This window comes from Companilactobacillus zhongbaensis (assembly GCF_003946515.1).
In the GTDB taxonomy this organism is placed as follows: Bacteria; Bacillota; Bacilli; order Lactobacillales; family Lactobacillaceae; genus Companilactobacillus; species Companilactobacillus zhongbaensis.
Genome location: NZ_RHOM01000008.1, coordinates 101,140 through 121,550, shown reverse-complemented (window position 1 = coordinate 121,550; position 20,411 = coordinate 101,140). Strand labels below are relative to the sequence as shown.

The window sequence follows — 20,411 nt, the reverse complement described above, 5'->3', positions numbered from 1 at the left end:
TGTAAAATAGACATGGACATGAATACTCCTTTGTAATTGGTTTCGACGCCTTAATTATAATGATATGAGTAAGCTCATGTCTATTTTTATACAATAAAATCCCGGTATGCCGGGGTTATTTTGTTATATTCATCTTTCAACCTTTAGATTAACAAAAAAATAAGGCGAGCACGCGAGGAATGAGCATGCAAGCAAGAAATAAAAGCAAGAGATCAAAAGAAGTATTTAATTTTATCCAACAAGAAGAAAAAGAAAAGATTGCACCCAAAAGGTACGCCAGGAAGCAAAATGAGCGGAGCTTTAGTCCCGCGAACCGAGAAGCAGCACGGAAATCAAACCAAACAAATCTTGCGCATAAAAATAGGACGCACCTACTTCCCCACCAAACAAGGGGGGTGATTGCCAAACCTAGGCGGAGGGGCCCGGGGATACAGCCCTCAGCCGCCAAATTTTACTTGGCAATTTATTGCCTAGTAAAAGACTCGTATTTGAGATTTGCGAAGCGGTCTCCTTCGGAAAGCTCAAATCGAGTCGGCATCGTTACCGACCTTGGTTGTTCGGTGGCGTAGACACCACCAAATTCGGTTGCGCAAGTGCATCAGCACTTACGTTCCTTTATTGTATCCCCGGGCCCCGGAGCCGGCAGTGAACCACCAAACCAAACTACTACCTCTATCCCCCGCCAACAAACAATCCAACAACCTCAACCACCAAAAATCATCAACGTCCAGCCAAGCAAAACGCTTCTCGTCTGCCAAAAACTCTCTCACCTCAAGAAAAAAAGCTGACATCATCAAAGATGTCAGCCAATAGAACTTAATTTAATTTACGATACTGATCACGTACCTCAAACAATGAGCTAATAGATTGATCACTCTCGATCATCTCGATCGAATCGCCAACCAATCCAGTAACAGACAAGATAGTAAGCTTATCAAACATGCACTCATCAGGTACAACAATGGAATCAGTAACAACAACCTCTTCCAAGTCAGAATCTTGAAGTCTAGAAGTTGCCTTCTCAGAAAAGATAGGATGCGTAGCAGCACCAATAACACGAGTAGCTCCAGCAACCTTCAATGCATGAGCACTGTTCATCATACGTGTACCTGTATCGATCAAGTCATCAACGATAATACATACCTTACCGTCAACCTCTCCGATAATACTTGGAACGACATCGTCGTCTTCTGTTGAACGTTGATCAACGATGGCAATTTGTGAGCCGAACACTTCAGCTAATGCACGAGCACGCTTAGTTGAGTTGTGGTCTGGTGCTACGAAGACTACGTCTTCACTAGGTTCTTTAATAGTATCTTGGAAATAACTAGCAAAAATTGGCATTGCACGTAAGTGATCGACAGGAATATCGAAGAATCCTTGAATTTGTTCAGCATGCATATCCAAGGCAATAACACGGTCGATTTTACCCATTTCTAGCATGTTAGCGAATAATTTAGCTGAGATAGGTTCTCTGGCACGTGACTTACGATCTGAACGTGTGTAAGCAAAATATGGCAATACACAAGTGATCATGTGCGTACTTGCTCTTCTCAATGCGTCGACAGCGATCATTAGTTCCATGAAGTTGTCATTAACAGGATCTGAAACTGAATGAATGATATAAACGTTCTTACCACGAATACTTTCGTTGATTTGAATGTTGATCTCACCATCGCTAAAGTGTGAGACAGATGCATCTAATAGTGGAATACCCATGTACTTAGAAATTCTTTCAGCAACAGGCTTGTTTCCGTTTAGTGCAAGTAAAGCAATTTTATCTAATGATTTATTAGACATAACTTCCTCCAAAAATTTTATAAAATAACCGGTGAATTGATTGGTTTACTTTCATCCGCAATAACTAGCCCCATATCGGAATCCGTAACTTCCTTACGTCCATTTCGGACAGGCGCAGTCATAACGATTGTAAACTTATACTTCAATTTTACACTTAATTTAAGATATTCGTCCATTAAATAACTATCAATTTTACCATTTAAATATAAATGATAGTCTGGATACCGCTTCATAACCTTTTCGACCGTCGCAACGTTGTCGAGATTTTTGATTTGTGCGACCGTTAACGCGATCCCCACTCTTTCTGCAAAGTTGCCCAAAAATTTATTTTTTTCATCAGGCTTTAATTGCGGCTTACCAAAAACGTTCTTTTTGATATAATCTTCAACACTACTCATGTGGTACCCCTTTCAAAAATTCTTAAATAACTACCCTATGTTGGCCAATAAATTGTATAATGAAGCCAACGAAAGGATGTGGTGACCATGGATGAAATGGTATTTTTCAATCCGGGAGACGCGATTGCTAACTCACGTGATTTTGGAGAAGCTGTCCGCGGAGCTCAAATTTATAAGGCTAAAGATCCATATGAATCATCCTTAATTATCGCTGAAGATGCTGCAAATAAAAAGAGTTTTGCTGTTTATTTTGCTTCTGATGAGAAGAGCGATGTTAAAGATTCTGATAAGAGCGTGGTGCCTTATCATGTTAAAAAGAAACTATAGCATTTTTTAGTGGTCCTGTGGGTTTTACTGCGGGGCTATTTTTTTGAGGTTTGTTCCCGGTTCTGGGAGGGTTCCGGGAATTGCGCCGTGGCTTCCTTAGTTGTTCGGTGGCGTAGCCACCACCAAGAACCAGTTGCGCAAGTGCGTTAGCACTTACGTTCCTTTATTTCATGGCTGACGGCGAATTCCCTCCACCCTCCCAGAACCTAAATTGGTACAAAACTCATCTGTTGGTGGGTGGGGACGGTACTTATTTATGTTCTGCAAATTTGCTGTTATTGATTTGTTAGCACTATCCTTTTTTCGTTCTTACGATATCGGTTAGATTACCTTATCTATTTAATTTTTTTCGAGTAAAACTAAAAAAAACAAAACCATTAAAAACCAAAATTAAAAAACTAGTTCTCTCATTTTTCTGGATAATTTGAGGACTAGTTTTTTCTTTTTGTTTGGTTTTGAAGTTCAAAAGCTTGGTGCTTTTCTGCTGCTGAACTCACTTCTATTTTGGTTGTTTAGTGCTGTGGTTGTTGTTTCATTTTGTTTCTTTGTTCTAAACTTCTACTTCTTCTTTCAAAAACTTCGATAATGCTCCCAATAATTGTGCTTGGTCGGCTAGTTCGGCTGTTTTTACTTTTGCCTTTAATAAGCCTTCTGGTACTAGTTGTTTCAATTGTTCTGTTAACAAGTTTGTTAAGTAGTCTCCTTGTTGTGAGACTGCTCCACCGATTACTATTATTTCTGGGTCGAATAATAGTACTATTTCGGCTAGGCCTTTGGCTACTTCGTAGGCCCAATTTTGTAGGATCTCGGTGTAGAATTTGTCGCCGCTTTTGGCTAGGGCGAAGGCTTCTATTACTCCTACGTTATATTGCTTTAAGGCTGCTTCTAGTGCCAAGGTTGAAGCTCTTTGTTCGTAGTAGGTGTTGGTTTCTTTTTCGTATAGGATGTAGCCTATTGAGTTGGCGTAGTTGTGTTGACCGCTGATTAGTTTGCCGTTTTGGAGGTTTGCTCCTCCTATTCCGGTTCCTAAGGCGATGCAGTAGGCGTTTTTTGTTTCTTTGGCGGTTCCGTTTACTGCTTCTCCTAATAAAGCTGCGTCTACGTCATTTACTACGAATACTGGTAGTGTTGTGGCTTCTTCTAGCTCTTGCTTGATCTTTGTGCCTTGATAGTTTGGGATGGTTGGTCCGGCGTAGAGGATGCCACCGTCATTTCCTACTATTCCGGCTGTGCTGACTCCGATGCCGCTTAACAAATGTTTTTGCTGAAATTGGTGGGATATTTCGATCAATTGTTTTAAAATATGACCATCTTGATTGTGTTTCGTGTCTACTTTGCCCGGTTCGGTGATGTTGAGATCACTGTCTACTAATGCGTACTTGATCGTAGTGCCACCGACGTCGAATGCTAGATATGTTTTCGTCATTTTAATTGCCTCATTTCAGTAATCATTATTGTAATTATGCAATATAATACTTATTATTGTATTAAATATAGTTAAGGAGTGCATCTTATGGAGATCCTTAAAAAAATCGAAGATGATCTGCCTTCACTTTCCCGTCAGGAAAGAAAGGTGGCTCTCGAAATTATTCAAAATCCCCAAAAAGTCCAAACGATGAATATTACGACTTTGGCCAAAAAAGTTTCTGTCAGCAACGCCACTATTACCCGTTTCGTTAAAAAAATGGGCTGTCGTGATTTTTACGACCTCAAACTTAAACTGGCTAGTAATGGTCCGGTTCAAACTAAAGAGATCAGTAAAGGATCGATTGCTGATGAAGTTTTTTCATTTTATAAAAACGTCCTTGGAGACACGGCCGATCGGATCAACCTGGATGAATTGAAAGAGATCGTCAAAGTCATTTCTAATTGTCGTCGGATCTATGTTTTCGGGATCGGAAGTTCCGGATACACTGCCCAGGAAATGGCTCAGCGCCTTATCAGAATGGGCATTGCTGCCTATCCTATGACGGAAAGTCACATCATGTACATCACTAGTGGGATCATTAATAAGGACGATGTTATCTTAGCCTTGTCCACGTCAGGAAGTACGACCGATCTTAACAAAGCCGCAGCTTTAGCCCAGCAAAGTGGTGTTAAAGTTATCGGGATCACCGGTGTTGAAAAAAGCCGATTGTACGAATTAGCCGATTATCCGGTTTTAGTTAAAAATAGTGAATTCATTGATAATACTCACTTCATCAATTCGCAATTTGCTATTACTTACGTTTTAGATATCATCACAACTTTACTACTTGAAAATGATACTTATCAAGAACGTCTCAGCCATACAGTTGAGATCGTGATGGATAATAAATTCCGTAATAACAATTAAAAAAGCTCAAAGGACGTCACAGTTTGACATCCCTTTGAGCTTTTTTTAGGCATTGACCGCGTCGATGAATTTCGTGGCAATTTCGAGTGGTCTAGTAATAGCACCACCAACGACAACTGCGTGACATCCTAATTCAATGCAGCGGCGAGCCTTTTGAGGAGTGTCCACTTTGCCTTCCGCAATGACAGGTTTTTTCGAAACTTTAAGTACTTCTTTCAAGTACTCAAAGTCATTATCAGCTACGTTCATGCCAGTCGTTTCAGGGGTGTAACCATGCATAGTCGTTCCGATAAAATCAAAACCTAGTTCATTAGCTTCACGCACATTGTCTAAGGTCGCCGTGTCCGCCATCAACAATGTATCAGGAAACTCCTGGCGCATTTGTTTCACGATGTCAGCTAAATTTTCACCGTTTGGTCGTTTTTGACCAGTTACATCACAAGCAACTACTTCAGCACCAGTGCTGGCAACTGCTCGCATCTCTTTGATCGTCGGTGTGATGTAAACTGGAGAATCTGGATAGTCAACTTTGTCTAATCCAATTATAGGTAGATTTGTTTCGTCTTGGATCGCTTGAATGTCCACAACGGAATTGCATCTGATAGCAACTGAACCGGCTTGCTTAGCTGCTCGAGCCATCCGTGACATGATAAATGAACTATGAAGTGGTTCACCTGGTAATGCCTGACAAGAAACAATCAAGTGTCCTTTTGTTTTTTCCAAAAAATTATTTTCCATCTTAATTCACTTCTTAATCTTTAAAATAATCTTCGTAGATCTTCTTAGCACCGGCACGCATCTTGTCATTTGGTTTGGCCATTGGTGCTTTAGTAAATCCTGCGTGAACGCCCATTTCTTCAAATACTAACTTCAATGAAGGATAAATGTCGTTAGCGATCAATGCGGAAATTGCATCGTTGCTGACTTTTTGGATTTGACGAGCTTTGTCGATGTCGCCTGCTTCAAAGGCTTCCATTTCGGCACGAGCTCTAGGAGCATTCAAGTTGTATGTTGAACCGATTGCTCCATCAACGTCTAATGCTAAGGCTGGTAGTAACATTTCATCGAATCCAGAAAGGATCAACTTATCTGGGAATGTGTTACGTACTCTTTCTAATAGGAAGAAGTCGGCGTTAGTATACTTGATACCGATGATCTTTGGATTTTCAAATAATTCAGCAAATTGTTCAAGTGATAGTCCAACACCTGTAAGTGCAGGAATTGAGTAGATGATCAACTTGTTATCGACATCTTTAACGATTTCATTGTAGTAATCTTTGATTTGTTCGAATGAATATTGATAATAAAATGGTGTAACAGCTGAGATCTTTGGATAGCCAAGATCAGTAACGTATTTAGCTAAAGCTTTTGATTCGTTAAGATCAAGTGATCCAACTTGTGCGATCAAATCGATATCGTCTTTTGCTTCATCGATAGCGATCTTAAATACTTCGCGTTTTTGTTCAGGTGCTAATAAGAAGTTTTCACCAGTACTTCCGCCTACATATAGACCGTCAACCTTGTTAACGTCGATATTGTAACGAATCATTTCTCTAATACCTGCTTCATTGATATTTCCATTTTCATCAAAAGCAGTCATCAATGCAGAATATAATTTTTTCATTAGTAAGCCTCGATATTTGTATTATTTTATTTTTGTAATAGTTTCCAATCCCCTACCGCTGACATTAATGTACAACACAATAATAAATATTTCAATTCTATTTTTCAATAATAATTATCGTTTAATCACTTAAATTATTGTGGCTCAAGCATTATATAAATTCAAAAATATTTTTTTAGAGGCCAAAAAGCCGAATTTGCGCCTTTTTCCCGTTTAGCAAATCGATCAGCTTAAATAATTTTTAGCAACATTTTATTCTTGGTCTATTAATAGGAAATAAACTTTTGTTAATGATTTTCAAAATACTAAAATGTTAAAAAGTTAATCAGAAAGCGTTTACATATCATGAAAATGATGATATATTGTTCAACGTAATAGTTATCCCAATCATTCTAACCGCTACTAAAAGTACGCAAACGCGTAACTTTTGGTGACGGTTTTTTTGTTTTGAGAGGTGAAAAAATAATGAACGTTTCGATTAATACAGCTGTCTTCCTCCATAATGTGGAAGCTGGCGACAATCAAATCGATTGTTTAAGACGACTCGTCAATGCGCCAATAAATGATATCGAAGTTCGTGGGGAATTGTTCAACGAAGCAACTAAGGATGAAGAACTCAAACAGATCAATTTATTGTGTGCCGATAACGACTGGAAATATTTTTACTCAATTCCAGAAGAGCTCTTTTTAAATGATCACATTAACGAAAATATTAAAGCTTACATCGAAATGGCAGAAAAATACCATATCGATCAATTGAAGATCAGTCTGGGTGATCTCACTAATATTTCTGATCAACAACTACGAGAACTAAACGCACTATTGAATGACACTTCAGTTAAGGTCACGATTGAAAATCAACCAAACGACAATGGCGTTTTAACTACTTTTAAGAAAAATCTTGATCGGTTGAAAGCTCAACAAATGACGCTTGGTTATACTTTTGATTCTGGAAATTGGTACTGGATCAATGAAACTCCAACTGAAGCCTTTAATCTTCTAAAAGATGACATCACTGTCTTTCATCTAAAAGATATCAAAGATAAAGAGACAGTCATGCTCGACCATGGTGCTACTGATTGGCAATCATTGATCAAGCAGCTAAATCGCGACACTCCTATTTTCTTAGAATATGACATCCCTGATCAAAAACTGACAGCAGAGATCGATAAGGTGAACCAATTGCTAAATGACAGTGTTACTTCACTATGAGTTACTTAGTCCAATTAGTTTTGATCCTTATTCTTACCAAAATAGGTGCACATTTATCTAACATGCTGAATTTTCCAAGCGTAATTGGTGAATTGCTCGTCGGTGTCCTAGCTGGACCAGCTGTCTTAAATATTTTGACAGGGACGACTTTCATCCAGTACTTCTCGGAGATCGGTGTCATTGTTTTAATGTTCATCGCCGGATTAGAGGGCGATCTACATTTACTAATGAAGTTTTGGAAACCTGCTTTATCCGTAGCGATCCTTGGGGTCATCTTCCCCACGATCACTGCAGCTGGACTTTGTGCCATAGTCTTTGACTTTAAATGGACCACAGCCATTTTCCTAGGCTTGATCCTAAGTGCCACTTCCGTCAGCATTTCCGTCCAAGTTTTAAAAGAAATGGGCAAAATGAATTCTAAAGAAGGAGCCATCATCTTAGGTGCCGCCGTTGCGGATGATATCATCTGCGTTATCTTACTCGGTATCTGCGTCGCCTTCTTCGGAAACTCAGCAAGTGCAGACCAACCACTCTGGATCATGATCTCAACGAAGTTATTATTCTTCGTCTTGATGATCGTTTTAGGAAAATACTTCGTACCCAAATTCATGGACTTTTTCAAAAAGCTCAACACGAGTGAAAACGAAGCTACAGGTGCTGTCATTCTCTGCTTTGGTTTTTCGGCCATCGCTGTAGCCCTAGGCATGAGTGACGTCTTAGGTGCTTACTTTGCCGGTACCGCATTATCAGAAACCAAGTATCAGCAAAGCTTAGCGCAAAAAATCGAACCGATCGGCTATGCCATCTTCATCCCAGTATTTTTCGTCAGCATCGGTTTGAACATTAGTTTCAAAGGGCTTCAAAACGACATTTTATTTATTACATTATTAGTTATCGTGGCAATTTTAGGAAAACAAATCGGTGGTTCCTTAGGAGCCAAAATGTTCAATCTCAATTGGTCTGAAGCAAATATTGTCGGAGCCGGAATGATCTCCCGTGGGGAAATGGCTTTAGTCGTGTCAAACGTAGCTTTGACATCACAATTGATTGATAAAAATCACTACACCGCAATGATCTTAGTCACTGTCGTAACTACCATCATCGCACCGATCATCTTGAAATTGTTCATTCAAAGATCCAACCAAAAAAATTCTATTAGTTCCGATTCATTTAATGAGGTGAAAGTATGACAAAAATCGGTTTTGGGACGGTTAACTGGATCGTCTTAGTCGTCTATCTATTAGCTATGCTAGGTGTCGGCGTTTATTTCACGAAAAAAGCTAGTAAAAACACGGATGCTTTTTTCAAAGCTAAGAGTTCTATCCCTGCCTGGGCTGCAGGTTTCAGTATTTACGCTACTACATTAAGTGCTATTACATTCATGTCCACACCCGAACAAGCTTACTTGAAAGACTGGGCTTACGGTGTTGGTTCCTTGAGTATCATTTTGATCGTGCCACTCTTGATCAAATATTACGTTCCTTTCTTTAGAAAACTCCAAGTTACAACTGCTTATGAGTATTTGGAAGAACGTTTCAGCCCTATCATGCGTGTTATTGGTAGTTTGCTTTTCATTCTCTACCATATCGGACGTGTTGCTATCGTTATTTATCTACCTATCATCGCGATCACATCAGTTTCGAATATTAATCCGATCTTGATTGCCTGTGTCGTTGGTGGTCTATGTATCATTTATACTTTCCTTGGTGGTATTGAAGGTGTTATCTGGAGTGACGTTATCCAAGGTATTTTACTTCTCGGTGGTGCTTTGTTAGTTATCATCGTTGCTATGTTCTCGATCAAAGGTGGTTTTGGTACGGTTGTTAGTGATGCCGTTGCTAACCACAAGATCTTATCAACACAAGACTTAAACCCTGGTGACTTAACTAAGTTCATCCCATTGATCTTCGCTGGTCAATTCTTTAATACTTTGTATCAATATACAGGTTCACAAGACGTTGTTCAAAGATATCAAACAACTGCTACACAAAAAGAAACTAACAAATCTCTTTGGACTAACGGTATTTTATCTCTAGTAACTATCCCATTGTTCTTCGGTATGGGTACTACATTATTCAGTTTCTACAAGAACATGGGTACTTTACCAACTGGCTTCAACACAAGTGCCATCGTTCCTTACTTCGTTATCACAGAAATCCCTGCTGGTATTGCCGGTTTAGTTATCGCTGCTATTTTTGCCGCAGCACAATCAACTATCGCTTCAAGTTTGAACGCTATTTCATCTTGTGTCGTTACCGACTTCAAGCAAAGATTTTTCAATCATAAACTTAAGAACATATCTGATGTTACTCTAGCTCGGATCATCATTATCGTTACTGGATTATTCGGACTAGGCATGTCAATTTACCTATTGATCGGTAATGCATCTAAGACTTGGGATCTATTCCTAACAGTTACTGGTTTGTTTGGTGTTCCTATTGCTGGTATTTTCGCAGCTGGTATCTTCACCAAACGTTCAAATACATTCGGTGCAGTATTAGGCTTGATCTGCAGTGTTATCGCTACAGTACTTGTGCAACAAAACAGTGACTCATCATTGATTGTTGCTACAGTTGCCTTCATCACATCATTTGCATTTACTTACTTGATCAGTTTCGTATCGCCAAAGAAATACGTCCACAACGTTGTCGGACTTACAGCATCTACTGTTAACGAAGCATACGTTAAAGAAACTAAATAATCTCAGAAAGAAGATAGAATCATGCGAGATCCAATGCCACTTACAGAAATGAAATCTTACACTGGTAGACAAGAAGTTCCATCAGACTTTGATGAATTTTGGGACCAGAATCTCTCCGAACTCTCCTCCTCCTACGAGTACAAGCTGACACCAATGGATTTTGGCTTACCGACCTTAGATTGTTACGAACTGCGTTTCAAAGGTACTAATGATGCGACAGTTTTTGCAAAATGCGTTTTTCCAAAAAATAAATCTAACATCCCTGTTGTTTTCACATTCCACGGCTACATGGGTCAGTCCCCAGACTGGTCTGACCTCTTCCAATACCCTGCCGTAGGATACGGGATCGTAGCAATGGATGTTCGAGGACAACAAGGTAAATCGACTGATCCGCAATCAGTCATTGGAAATACCGTTAAAGGTCAGATAATCCGTGGTGCTACAGCTGGCAGAGACCAATTATTTTTCAAAGATGTCTATTTAGATGTTTATTCGATCGTCGAAATAATCGCTTCACTGTCGTTTGTCGACGAGTCTAATCTTTCTGTTTTTGGCGGATCACAAGGTGGTGCGTTATCACTAGTTGCCGCAGCTTTAAATCCTAGAATAAAGCGGGCAGCAGTGTTCTATCCATTCTTATCCGACTTCAAACGTGTGCTTGAAGTTGGTAATCGGGATGAACCATACGACGAGTTGTCCCGATACTTTAAGTTTTCTGATCCTTTCCATAAAACTGAGGATACCATCCTTCACACTTTGTCTTATATCGATGTTAAGAACATGGCACATCGTATTAAGGCTCCGGTTAAGCTGTTTACTGGTCTTGAAGACCAGATCTGCTTCCCTTCTACTCAATTTGCTATGTTTAACCGGCTTTCTTGTGAGAAGGAGATGGTTTTGTTGCCTGAGTATGGTCATGAGGACTTGCATGTGATGGTCAATGATTCGATTTTTGATTTTCTTACTGGGTTTGATGTTGTTGTTAAGACTCAGTTGGATTAGGTTATTGGTTTTTGATTTTGAAGCGGCCTTTGTTGGCTGCTTTTTTTTGTTGTTTTTTATGGTGGTGGGATTTTGGGTGGTGGTTCACTGCCGGTTCTGGGGGGATTCCGGAAAATGCGCTGTGGAATGCGCTGTGGGCATCGATGCTGACAGCGATTTTCCTCCATCCCCCCAGAACCTAGGTTTTTCATCAAACTCATTTTTTGGTTTGGATACGGTACTTATCTTTTTTCTGCTAACTTGTTTTGGTTTTTGTTTTCGTATCTATATTTGTTTCGTTCTTACGATTCTTGTTTTCGTTTAATTATCTATTCGATATTTTTTCTTTGCTTCATCGGTTGCTAGCTTGGGTTGTTGTGATGCTTGGTTTAGTTCAAAACCTCCTGTGCTTTGCTTTGGGATTGCTCTGGTCTTTCTTTGGTGGTTGGATTGTCTTTTTTCTATTTTGATTTGTTAATCATGTTTGTTAAGTTCAAGACCTTTTGTGCTTTGTTCTAGGATTGCTCTGGTCTTTCTTTGGTGGTTAGACTAGCTCCTTTTTTTGGATAGCAAAAAAGCGACGTTTTCCTTCATTTGTTTCGGGAACGTCGCTTTGCTTTGGTTCTTTTCTTCCTCATACCTGCGGGGGTGTTATTTTTGCAAATAACTGGTATTTGGAAACTTGGATTTTCTTTGAGAATTTGTTTAATTCTAGGGGAATTCATGAATTGGGTGAATCTTGAGGAACTTTTTATTTTTAATTCTTTGGGGTTTTTCTAGCCTAGATGTTTTTCTATTTCGGCTCTGAAGTTGTCTTTTGGTCTGGCCCCTACTATTCTGTTTACTATTTCGCCGTCTTTTTTGATTAGGAATGTGGGGATTCCTTGGATTCCTAGTTCGTTGGCGATTTGGGGGTCATTGTCTACATTTATTGAGGTGAATTTTACTTTGTCACCTAATTGATCATTGGCAGATAGTTGCTTTAGGATCGGGTCCATCATTTTGCATGGTGGGCACCAGTCTGCTCTGAAGTCTACTACTGTTACGCCTGTGTTTGTTTCTGTTTCGTAGTTTGTATCGTGGATCTCTTTTACGTTTGATTCCATGTTTTTTACCTCCTCCCTTTTTTAGTACTCTTTTAATATACCCCTTAGGGTATTATTGTACAAATTATTTGCTTTGATTAAAATAAACCGCTTTCTTTCATTATTAATTTGATAAAATATCTTGTGGAGACTAAATAGACCCAAGCTTTGGCTTGGGTCGGTTGTGATTATTGATTTTCTCGTTCTTGGCGCTCTTCTTTGGAATTTTGATAGATGGCCTTGTAGACTCTTAAAGTGGCTACGCTGACGTTTCTGACGTTGTCCATGTCGAATTTTCTAGTTAGGCTGTCTTTTCTGGAGACGTAATGATAGAGCGGGATCTCTGAGAGATAGAAGTTGCGTGCGACGGTTGCGTATTCGACGTTGAATAGCTGATCTTCCATTAGTGCTAGATCGGTCAAAAATTTTAAATTGTGTTGCTTGATCAATTCCAAGCGATACATTTTATTCCACGTGTATCCCATGACTACGCCACTTACTTTGATGATCTGTCTGATCGATTCATCGCGGGTCATGCGCCCCAGTTCTTTTCTTTCAGTTTGGACCTTGCTTTTTCCGTGTTGATTATCAATAAAAAAGCCGCAACTGACTAAGTCTAGGTCAGGATCTTCTGAAAACTTATTTAAAAAATATTCGACGTAGTTTGGTTCGATCCAATCATCACTATCTATGAAGGTGATGTATTGGGCATTTGCCTCTTCAATGCCGGTATTTCTAACCGCAGAGATGCCGCCGTTTTGATCTCGACAAACTACCCGTAACCAATCGTATTCTTGCTCATATCGCTTTAAAACGTCTAAGGTGTCATCGGTCGATTTATCATCGATGGCAATTACTTCAAAATCCTTATTTGTTTGATTGGCTAGTGACAAGATCATTTTGGGGATATATTTAGAAACATTGTACGCCGACAATATTATCGACAGTGTTTTATTTATCATTAAATCACCTTATTAGCATTTTATCGTGAACGCCCATAAATGCGCAACGATGGAGGAGTTAATTATGAAACGAATTTTAGACTTAGATGGTGCTATTAATTTGCGCGAACTCGGGGGTTATCGTACGACCACCGGTAAAAAAATCAAATACCGTAAGCTCCTTCGTTCAGGGGACATTAGTAATATTACCACTGACACACTGAAATATTTAAAAGCTTATGGATTAAAATACGTCGTCGACTTTCGCTCGATGAATGAGCAAAAATTATGGCCTGACATCCAGGCTGATTTTTACGAGGTCTACCCTGATCCGGTATATCCATTAAAAGGCAACGGGGATAAATTAGCCAATATTTTGCCACAAAATAATAATTCATATTTAGGAACGATCTATCAAAGTATCGTACTCGATGCCCATGCTCAACAATCATACTCCTTATTGTTCCAACTTTTGCTCGACAATAAGGAAGAAGACCATTCTGTTTTATTCCACTGTGCTGCTGGAAAAGACCGGACGGGTGTTGGTGCCATTTTGATTTTAAAAGCCTTGCAAGTCGATACGGAAACGATCGTATCTGATTACTTGCTAACTAATATGATGTATCGAGATCGTAAAAACATTGTTAAAACGCTCAATGACGAAAACGGTGATGAGACGATCAACAAGATGAACATGACTAAAGCTGACGTTGAAAGTATCGAATCGGTTTTTTCAGCCATCGAGCACTATTATGGCACATTCGAGAATTATTTGAACCAAGCTTTGGGCATCGATAATGATGCATTGACACGTTTACGCTCGATTTACTTAGAATAATAAAAACATTATAATCATGATATTAAAATCTTATTTTGAATGGAGAATTTTATGAGTCTGCTTGAGCTTAGAAATGTACAAAAGTCTTTTTACCTCGGTAAGAAGAGATTCCCTGTTTTGCGTGGGATCAACCTAAGCTTAGATCGTGGCGAATTCGTTTCGATCCTAGGTGAATCTGGTGGCGGTAAAACGACCTTGTTAAATGCGATCGGTGGACTCGACTCACAATTTGACGGCGACATTTTAGTCAATGGCAAGTCGTTGAAACAAGGCTCTGACAAAGCACTCGACAATTATCGAAGTCATACCGTGGGCTTTGTTTTCCAAAGTTTTCACTTAATTAGTCACTTAACTGTTTTGGAAAACGTCCTCGTACCCTTAGAAATGTCCAGTTTGAGCAAGCGCGCGCGTTTGCAGCGTGCCCGTGATTTGATCCAACGTGTCGGCTTAGCTGAACATATCGACAAGCATCCCAATCAGCTTTCCGGTGGTCAAAAACAACGGGTCGCCATTGCTAGAGCTTTAGCAAACGACCCTGACATCATCATCGCCGACGAACCAACAGGTGCTTTGGATGCCCAAAATACTGAAGAAGTGCTCCAGATCTTAAATCAGATTGCAGCTGAAGGAAAACTAGTCATCGCCGTAACTCATTCTCAGACGGTCGCAAACTTCGGTACTAGAGTCGTTCACCTAGCTAATGGTATCGTCGACTCCGACATGATCATTCGTCAAAGTTACTTCCCTAACGCCGCTCACCGTGGTACCGGAGCTTCTCACTTGAGCTTCGGTGACACCTTTAGACTAGCTTGGGAGCACATGCTCTACACCAAGGGTCGTAACATCTTGATCATCCTCGGTGCTGCCGTCGGGATTTTTGCCGTGATTTTTATGTTAGGGCTAGGATCTGGTATCACGGGCTACATCAACAAGCAAATGTCCAATCAAGTCAATCCGAACGCGATCCAAGTTACGAAAAATGTTTCGACTAACCAGGTCAATAGTTCGACCGACTCAGCCGGCATTACCATGACCGATACTGATCTGCAAAAATTTGCCAAGATCGATCACGTTAAGAAGATCGAAAAAGCTTATTTTGCTCAAGCACCGAAAGTTCACGCTAACGGAAAAACGATCGCGGTCCCTTATTTTCAAACTTGGAACGCCACTGAAAAAGTCGGCGATATCGTGGCCGGCCATCAACCAAAGACTAACGAGATCATCTTGTTGAAATCTGATGCGGATCGTTTGAATAAAAAATACGCCGAACTGATCGGCAAGAAATTGACCATCTACATCCCTTCGCAAGATAAAAATAATAAACCGGTCGAAGTCAAAACTGATCTCAAGATCGCCGGTGTCATCAAATCGGGTTCCACCGCCATCACTTACGATACTTTGGCTAAAGCATCTGACAAATATGGCGTTTCGATCGAACCTAACTTCGTGACTTTGACTGCTGACAGTACCTTCAACGTCACGGCCATTCAAGACAAGGTCAAATCGTTCCAAATGATCAACGACAAAGGTAAAAAAGTTTCTGCCTACACCATCACCGGTGTCGGAGCAATTATCGATACTTTGAATACGTATTTGAAACTAGCTTTTAACGTCCTAGCAGCGATCGCCGGTATTTCCTTGATTGTTTCAGCGATCATGATCATCGTCGTGCTTTATATTAGCGTTTCTGAACGAACACATGAGATCGGTATTTTGCGGGCGATTGGTGCTCGTAAGAGTGATATCCGGAACATGTTTTTATCCGAATCGTTTTTGATTGGTCTCTCCTCCGGAGTCTTCGCTGTCATTATCGCCTACCTAGTTCAATGGGGAGCTAATTCGCTAGCTTATGGTGTGATCAAGGATTCTATCGTAGCCATTTCTCCGGGACAAGCGTTGTTCGGGATCGGCGTCAGCGTCTTGATCAGCTTGTTAGCTGCCTTAGCACCATCACATCGAGCAGCTCGGTTGGATCCGCGTGATGCTTTGACTGACGAATAACTAACTATCCTAAAAAATTGCATACTATTTTATGACTGATCTGGATGATCGGTCTCTTTTTATTCAAGAAATTATAAATAATTTTGTGGCTATCTGTGATTTACATAATAAATATTATATAATTGTATTTATCTTTAAATATAGAGGGGAAATTTTTTTATGACATGTCCTAATTGTGGGGCTGAGCTGGCTGCTGGTCAGAAGTTTTGTAATAAGTGTGGCTTCAACGTAGAAGCTGCTCAAACGCAAGGCTCTGGTAATGACCAACATGTTACTCAACCTACTGATAATCAAAATAATGGGGGATCTACGAACGGACCTGTAAACGGCACATCCGGAGATCAACTTGATCAAATGAATAACGGTCAAAATAACGCACAACCTACTGGTAATAACGGGCAAGGTGCAGGATTTGATCCTAATAACGTTAATAACGGACCTCAAGCTGGTTTGCAACCTGCTAATGGGAATAACAATCAGAATGCTGGGTTCGATCCTAATAATGTGAATAATAGCCAGAATGCTGGGTTTAATCCTAATAACGGGAACAATAACCAAAATGCTGAGTTTAATCCTGATATGGCTAATAATGGTCAAGCTGGGTTCCAACAAAATGGTAGTTATAATGGACAAAATCCTGGATATCAACCAAATATGGGTAATAATGGTCAACAGTTTAATGGCCAAGGACAACAAGGATTTAATAATCAAGGCCAGTTCCAGAATGGCCAAGGTAGTTTTCAACAACAACCTAATGGATTTGGCTATATGATGCCATTTTTAAAGAATAACGTTCCATTAGCAGTTTGTGCAGGTATTATTATCCTGCTTATTGCTATTTTCAATTGGAAAGCTGCTTTAGGTGTCTTAGTTGTTGCAGCTATAGCTTGGTATTTCATAGCTGATAAAAATCATGATCAAACTTTACCATTAAGTCATTCTATTGGTTCCGTGTTTAGCGGTGTTGGAAATGCACCACAAATCGATAATGCCGAAACTAATAAATTGAAGCTAATTGTTGGAATAGCTGGTATCGCTGGTTTACTATTTTTATTTGTAGGGAATTTTATCAGTCTTACATTTGATATTTCATCCATGGCGAATGATGATTCTGAAGTAGAAGCAGCCTTACAATATTTCAATATTTCGGGATCGGCATTTACTTTTAGTTCTGCAACATCGACAATCAGTAAAGTTCTTAAACTTGCTATTGCCGGGAACTCGTACGCTGGCTATTTAGCCAGTGATTCTGATAATACTCTTCAGATAGTCAAAACTGTATTTAATTTATACAGATGGCTCATTTACATTCTCCCAATATTAACCATCGTATTTGCCTTTGTAAAAACTAAAGCTAGTTCAATTGTTAGAATTATAGCTTCTGGACTTTCAACTATTTTATTAGCTATTTTACAAATTGGGTTAATTACCCTGCATAACAGCGATGATCAAACAACAATGATGGCATCTCAATTTTTTGATTTAGGCTATAGTTATTACATTGTTTTAATTGCTTCGATTGTTGCTCTCGTATTCTCAATTCGTTGGTCTATGATCAATGTCAAAAATGCTGCTAATGCTAGAGCTCAACAAACGAGCAATTACAATATGCAACAAAATAATTTTGGAAATCCTAACCAAGGTAACTTTAATGGTAACCAAAATATTCCTAACAATCCTGCTGGTTTTAATAATGGGCAGAATGGTGGTAATGTTTCTGGTGACCAAAATGGTGCTGATGGTTCTGGAAATTAGAGATTTTTCTTTAGAGTGCTGAAATTTTGGCGCTCTATTTTTTTGTGTTTTTTCCCAAATCTGTTATTTTTGTGAGCAAACTTACTTTTCTTTGTGGGTAAACGTTGCCCGTTATATTGAAAACGAGCTCCGAGGCGCAGCGGCCTCCGGTTTAGAAACTGTCGGCAGGCACGGCTTCAGATTAAATAGAGCTATCAATCTTCGGTAGCGAAACTTGCTGCAAATTTGATAGTGCTTTTAATCTTTATCCTCAAGGATGTGAAAACGAGTTCCGGCACACAGCGGCCTCCGGTTAACACAGATGGTCGAGGCACGGCTTCGCCGCACCTTGTTCGACCATCCGCGTTAATCCTCAGCAGCTACCCGCGCCTCTGCGCTCTCTGCTTTTGTGACGTTTCTGTGAACTTTAGGTGTATTCTGTTTTATTAATTCTTTTGTTTAGTATAATTGAGTTTGTATAGATTTTATGGAGGTATGTGCATGATTTGTCCAAATTGTGGGCATGATATTAAACCTGGCCAAAACTTTTGTGATAATTGTGGCCTGCCCTTGAAGAAAGATATTAATGTTGCTAGTAAGAATGCGGAATCTGTTAAAGAGGATGATTCTGTTCGTTCACTGGCTGATATTGAAAAAGAACTGGATGAACAAGATAAATTGAATAAGGCTCAATCTCATCCACAGCCAACTTCTGACGCTGATGACGATGTGGATGATCGGACACGAGTTTATAATTTCCGCGACGATGTTAAGCGTGCCGTTGAAGATGAACCAATGGAGTCTGATCCGAAGATGAATATGGCCCCTGCTCAAAAAGCCGAATTGGAGCGCCAAGCTCATCTTAATGATCAGCCTAAGGCTCCGGATAATTTGAACTTGGATCAACTCGTTCATTTGGATCCTGTGACTGGTTTGCCGGTTTATCCCGATGATAAGCCGCTCAGCTCACAGGCTAAAGAAGAAGAAAGAACAGACGATGATGGTATTTTTACTAACATGGTCAAATTTTTGAAGAACAACATTTACGTCGACATCATCGCTGTCGTTTTAGTTGTTCTGCTCTTCTTCATCAAACGTAATTATTCATGGATCTTGTTGGCTATTTTCTTAGTTGCTTGGTTCCTGACTTCGCAAATCGTTCACGGTAAGGAGATCAAGCTTAATAAGTTGATCACTCATCGAAAGGATGACGAATCGGGTCAAAACCAAAACGGTCAAAGTCAGCCTAATAATAACTATCAACCTAACAATAATTACCAACAAAATAACCAACCCAATTACCAAAACTACCAAGCTCAGCCTCAACCTACTTACGATCAGCGCCCTGCTCAAAGTAAGAAGGAGGCTAAGCGTGAGCAACGTGAAGAAGCTAAGGAAAGTCATCAACGTAATTGGAAACAAAAATTGATCATCGTTGCTTCGATTGTTGCATTCATTGCTTCAATCACTGGGGCTTTCGTCAATGGCGTTTCTTTGTCAGCAACGATTGCTAATGCGGCTAACGTTTCGGTCAACTTCGGTGTTCATACTACTTTGATCATGAACTTGTCTTCGGCCGTTCGTTTCATTTGCTTCATCTCACCTGTGATCGTCTTGATCGCAGCTAACTTCCGGAGCAAAGGTAGCATTAGAATTATTCGCATTTTCTCAATGTTAGCTTCAGTAATTTACGTAGTTGCCTACGTATTATTCTCAACTAATTTGATCAGTGCTTCACTTATTACAGGTCAAACTGTAACAGGTCTAGTCCAGATCGGTACAAGTTTTTATGTATTGATTATAACTTCAGTTCTATCCTTACTATTATCTTATACATTAAAGCCAAGACAAAAAGGATAGTCATAACGTTAAAAAAGCCACTCGAGTCTAATATGAGTGGCTTTTTTAATATTTAAAATGTAAGCAGTTATAACCGCAAGCAGTTATAACGTTAATGTTATAAATAAAACAATTTTCACTATTAACAAATCACAAGGTATATACCATATAAAAAATAAAATGATTTTTTAAAAAATATTAGCTTGTGCGTTTTTGTTTACTAGCTAACAATTCCATGTATAATTGCAGGTAGAAAGTTAATTAAGCATCTTCTAATTTTTTCAAGTTTGCTTTTTTACTTTCTAATTTCCTTACCGCTTCTACTTAGTTGATACGTAGAAGTTACGATTCCCTGAATCGGACTGTGTTTGTAGGGCACTGCAATTTCACCAGGTAAATAGCTGCTTTTGGAGTTTCCTTCGACGCAGTACTTGATGTTACTTGCAGAGCGCGACTCATTACAAGAACATCAAGTTTTTGCAAACAATTCTAGTGATTGCTTACGAAGCTACTATGACTGTTTGAAACAGCATTTTAGTGTCAACAAAATCTCTTATACAAAACCGTATTGAGCTTTTCCGAATGGGACCAATGT

The 20,411-nt window shown here is 39.5% G+C and carries 17 protein-coding genes; 10 read left to right on the top strand and 7 right to left on the bottom strand.

The genetic code is table 11. The features are described 5' to 3' along the window. Positions 1-816 precede the first annotated feature (816 nt). Complete coding sequence (locus tag EKM69_RS05590) at positions 817-1,800, bottom strand: ribose-phosphate diphosphokinase (protein ID WP_125708977.1); 984 nt, start codon at positions 1,798-1,800, stop codon at positions 817-819. A gap of 17 nt (positions 1,801-1,817) precedes the next feature. Beyond that, positions 1,818-2,198 (bottom strand): YueI family protein, encoded by a 381-nt coding sequence (locus EKM69_RS05585; protein ID WP_125708975.1) that lies wholly within the window; start codon positions 2,196-2,198, stop codon positions 1,818-1,820. A gap of 87 nt (positions 2,199-2,285) precedes the next feature. On the opposite strand from EKM69_RS05585, the gene EKM69_RS05580 reads away from it, so the two are divergent. Beyond that, positions 2,286-2,525 carry a hypothetical protein gene (locus tag EKM69_RS05580; protein WP_125708973.1) on the top strand — a complete coding sequence of 80 codons (240 nt, stop codon included), beginning with the start codon at positions 2,286-2,288 and terminating at the stop codon, positions 2,523-2,525. Positions 2,526-3,075: 550 nt separating this feature from the next. On the opposite strand, the gene EKM69_RS05575 is transcribed toward EKM69_RS05580, so the two are convergent. Further along, a complete protein-coding gene (locus EKM69_RS05575; RefSeq protein ID WP_125708971.1) occupies positions 3,076-3,951 on the bottom strand; it encodes an ROK family protein in 876 nt (291 codons plus the stop codon). 87 nt (positions 3,952-4,038) lie between these two features. Here EKM69_RS05575 and EKM69_RS05570 point away from each other — a divergent pair, with 87 nt between their 5' ends. Beyond that, on the top strand, positions 4,039-4,860 hold the full coding sequence (locus EKM69_RS05570) for a MurR/RpiR family transcriptional regulator (protein ID WP_125708969.1): 822 nt from the start codon (positions 4,039-4,041) through the stop codon (positions 4,858-4,860). A gap of 45 nt (positions 4,861-4,905) precedes the next feature. Here the strand turns inward: EKM69_RS05570 and EKM69_RS05565 are convergent, their stop codons facing one another. Both EKM69_RS05565 and EKM69_RS05560 read right to left on the bottom strand, forming a co-directional pair. Then, positions 4,906-5,598 carry an N-acetylmannosamine-6-phosphate 2-epimerase gene (locus EKM69_RS05565; RefSeq protein WP_125708966.1) on the bottom strand — a complete coding sequence of 231 codons (693 nt, stop codon included), beginning with the start codon at positions 5,596-5,598 and terminating at the stop codon, positions 4,906-4,908. A 13-nt stretch (positions 5,599-5,611) separates the two neighbouring features. Continuing rightward, on the bottom strand, positions 5,612-6,484 hold the full coding sequence (locus EKM69_RS05560; protein ID WP_125708964.1) for an N-acetylneuraminate lyase: 873 nt from the start codon (positions 6,482-6,484) through the stop codon (positions 5,612-5,614). A gap of 465 nt (positions 6,485-6,949) precedes the next feature. Between EKM69_RS05560 and EKM69_RS05555 the strand changes: the two genes are divergently transcribed. Genes EKM69_RS05555 through EKM69_RS05540 form a run of 4 tightly spaced genes read left to right on the top strand, consistent with a single transcriptional unit; the run spans position 6,950 to position 11,399 of the window. Continuing rightward, on the top strand, positions 6,950-7,696 hold the full coding sequence (locus EKM69_RS05555; protein ID WP_225423844.1) for a sugar phosphate isomerase/epimerase family protein: 747 nt from the start codon (positions 6,950-6,952) through the stop codon (positions 7,694-7,696). Next, entirely contained in the window at positions 7,693-8,886 is a 1,194-nt protein-coding gene (locus EKM69_RS05550) for a cation:proton antiporter (protein WP_125708962.1), read from the top strand. Before EKM69_RS05555 ends, EKM69_RS05550 begins: the two co-directional genes overlap by 4 nt. Further along, positions 8,883-10,397, top strand: a complete 1,515-nt coding sequence (locus tag EKM69_RS05545) for a sodium:solute symporter (protein WP_125708960.1) — start codon at positions 8,883-8,885, stop codon at positions 10,395-10,397. The genes EKM69_RS05550 and EKM69_RS05545 overlap by 4 nt, the downstream gene beginning before the upstream one ends. Positions 10,398-10,418: 21 nt before the next feature. Further along, positions 10,419-11,399 (top strand): acetylxylan esterase, encoded by a 981-nt coding sequence (locus tag EKM69_RS05540; RefSeq protein WP_125708957.1) that lies wholly within the window; start codon positions 10,419-10,421, stop codon positions 11,397-11,399. Between the two features lie 755 nt (positions 11,400-12,154). Here EKM69_RS05540 and EKM69_RS05535 read toward each other — a convergent pair. Together EKM69_RS05535 and EKM69_RS05530 are read right to left on the bottom strand one after the other, a co-directional pair. Further along, on the bottom strand, positions 12,155-12,484 hold the full coding sequence (locus EKM69_RS05535; RefSeq protein ID WP_125708956.1) for a thioredoxin family protein: 330 nt from the start codon (positions 12,482-12,484) through the stop codon (positions 12,155-12,157). A 167-nt stretch (positions 12,485-12,651) separates the two neighbouring features. Beyond that, a complete protein-coding gene (locus EKM69_RS05530) occupies positions 12,652-13,425 on the bottom strand; it encodes a glycosyltransferase family 2 protein (RefSeq protein ID WP_125708954.1) in 774 nt (257 codons plus the stop codon). A 64-nt stretch (positions 13,426-13,489) separates the two neighbouring features. On the opposite strand from EKM69_RS05530, the gene EKM69_RS05525 reads away from it, so the two are divergent. From EKM69_RS05525 to EKM69_RS05510, 4 genes are all read left to right on the top strand, one after another. Further along, positions 13,490-14,242 (top strand): tyrosine-protein phosphatase, encoded by a 753-nt coding sequence (locus EKM69_RS05525; protein WP_125708952.1) that lies wholly within the window; start codon positions 13,490-13,492, stop codon positions 14,240-14,242. Positions 14,243-14,293: 51 nt separating this feature from the next. Next, positions 14,294-16,243 carry an ABC transporter ATP-binding protein/permease gene (locus EKM69_RS05520; RefSeq protein WP_125708950.1) on the top strand — a complete coding sequence of 650 codons (1,950 nt, stop codon included), beginning with the start codon at positions 14,294-14,296 and terminating at the stop codon, positions 16,241-16,243. A 159-nt stretch (positions 16,244-16,402) separates the two neighbouring features. Then, a complete protein-coding gene (locus tag EKM69_RS05515; protein WP_125708948.1) occupies positions 16,403-17,998 on the top strand; it encodes a zinc ribbon domain-containing protein in 1,596 nt (531 codons plus the stop codon). A gap of 480 nt (positions 17,999-18,478) precedes the next feature. Beyond that, positions 18,479-19,837: a zinc-ribbon domain-containing protein gene (locus EKM69_RS05510; protein ID WP_164505860.1), complete on the top strand. Its 1,359-nt coding sequence runs from the start codon at positions 18,479-18,481 to the stop codon at positions 19,835-19,837. The last annotated feature ends 574 nt before the right edge of the window (positions 19,838-20,411 follow it).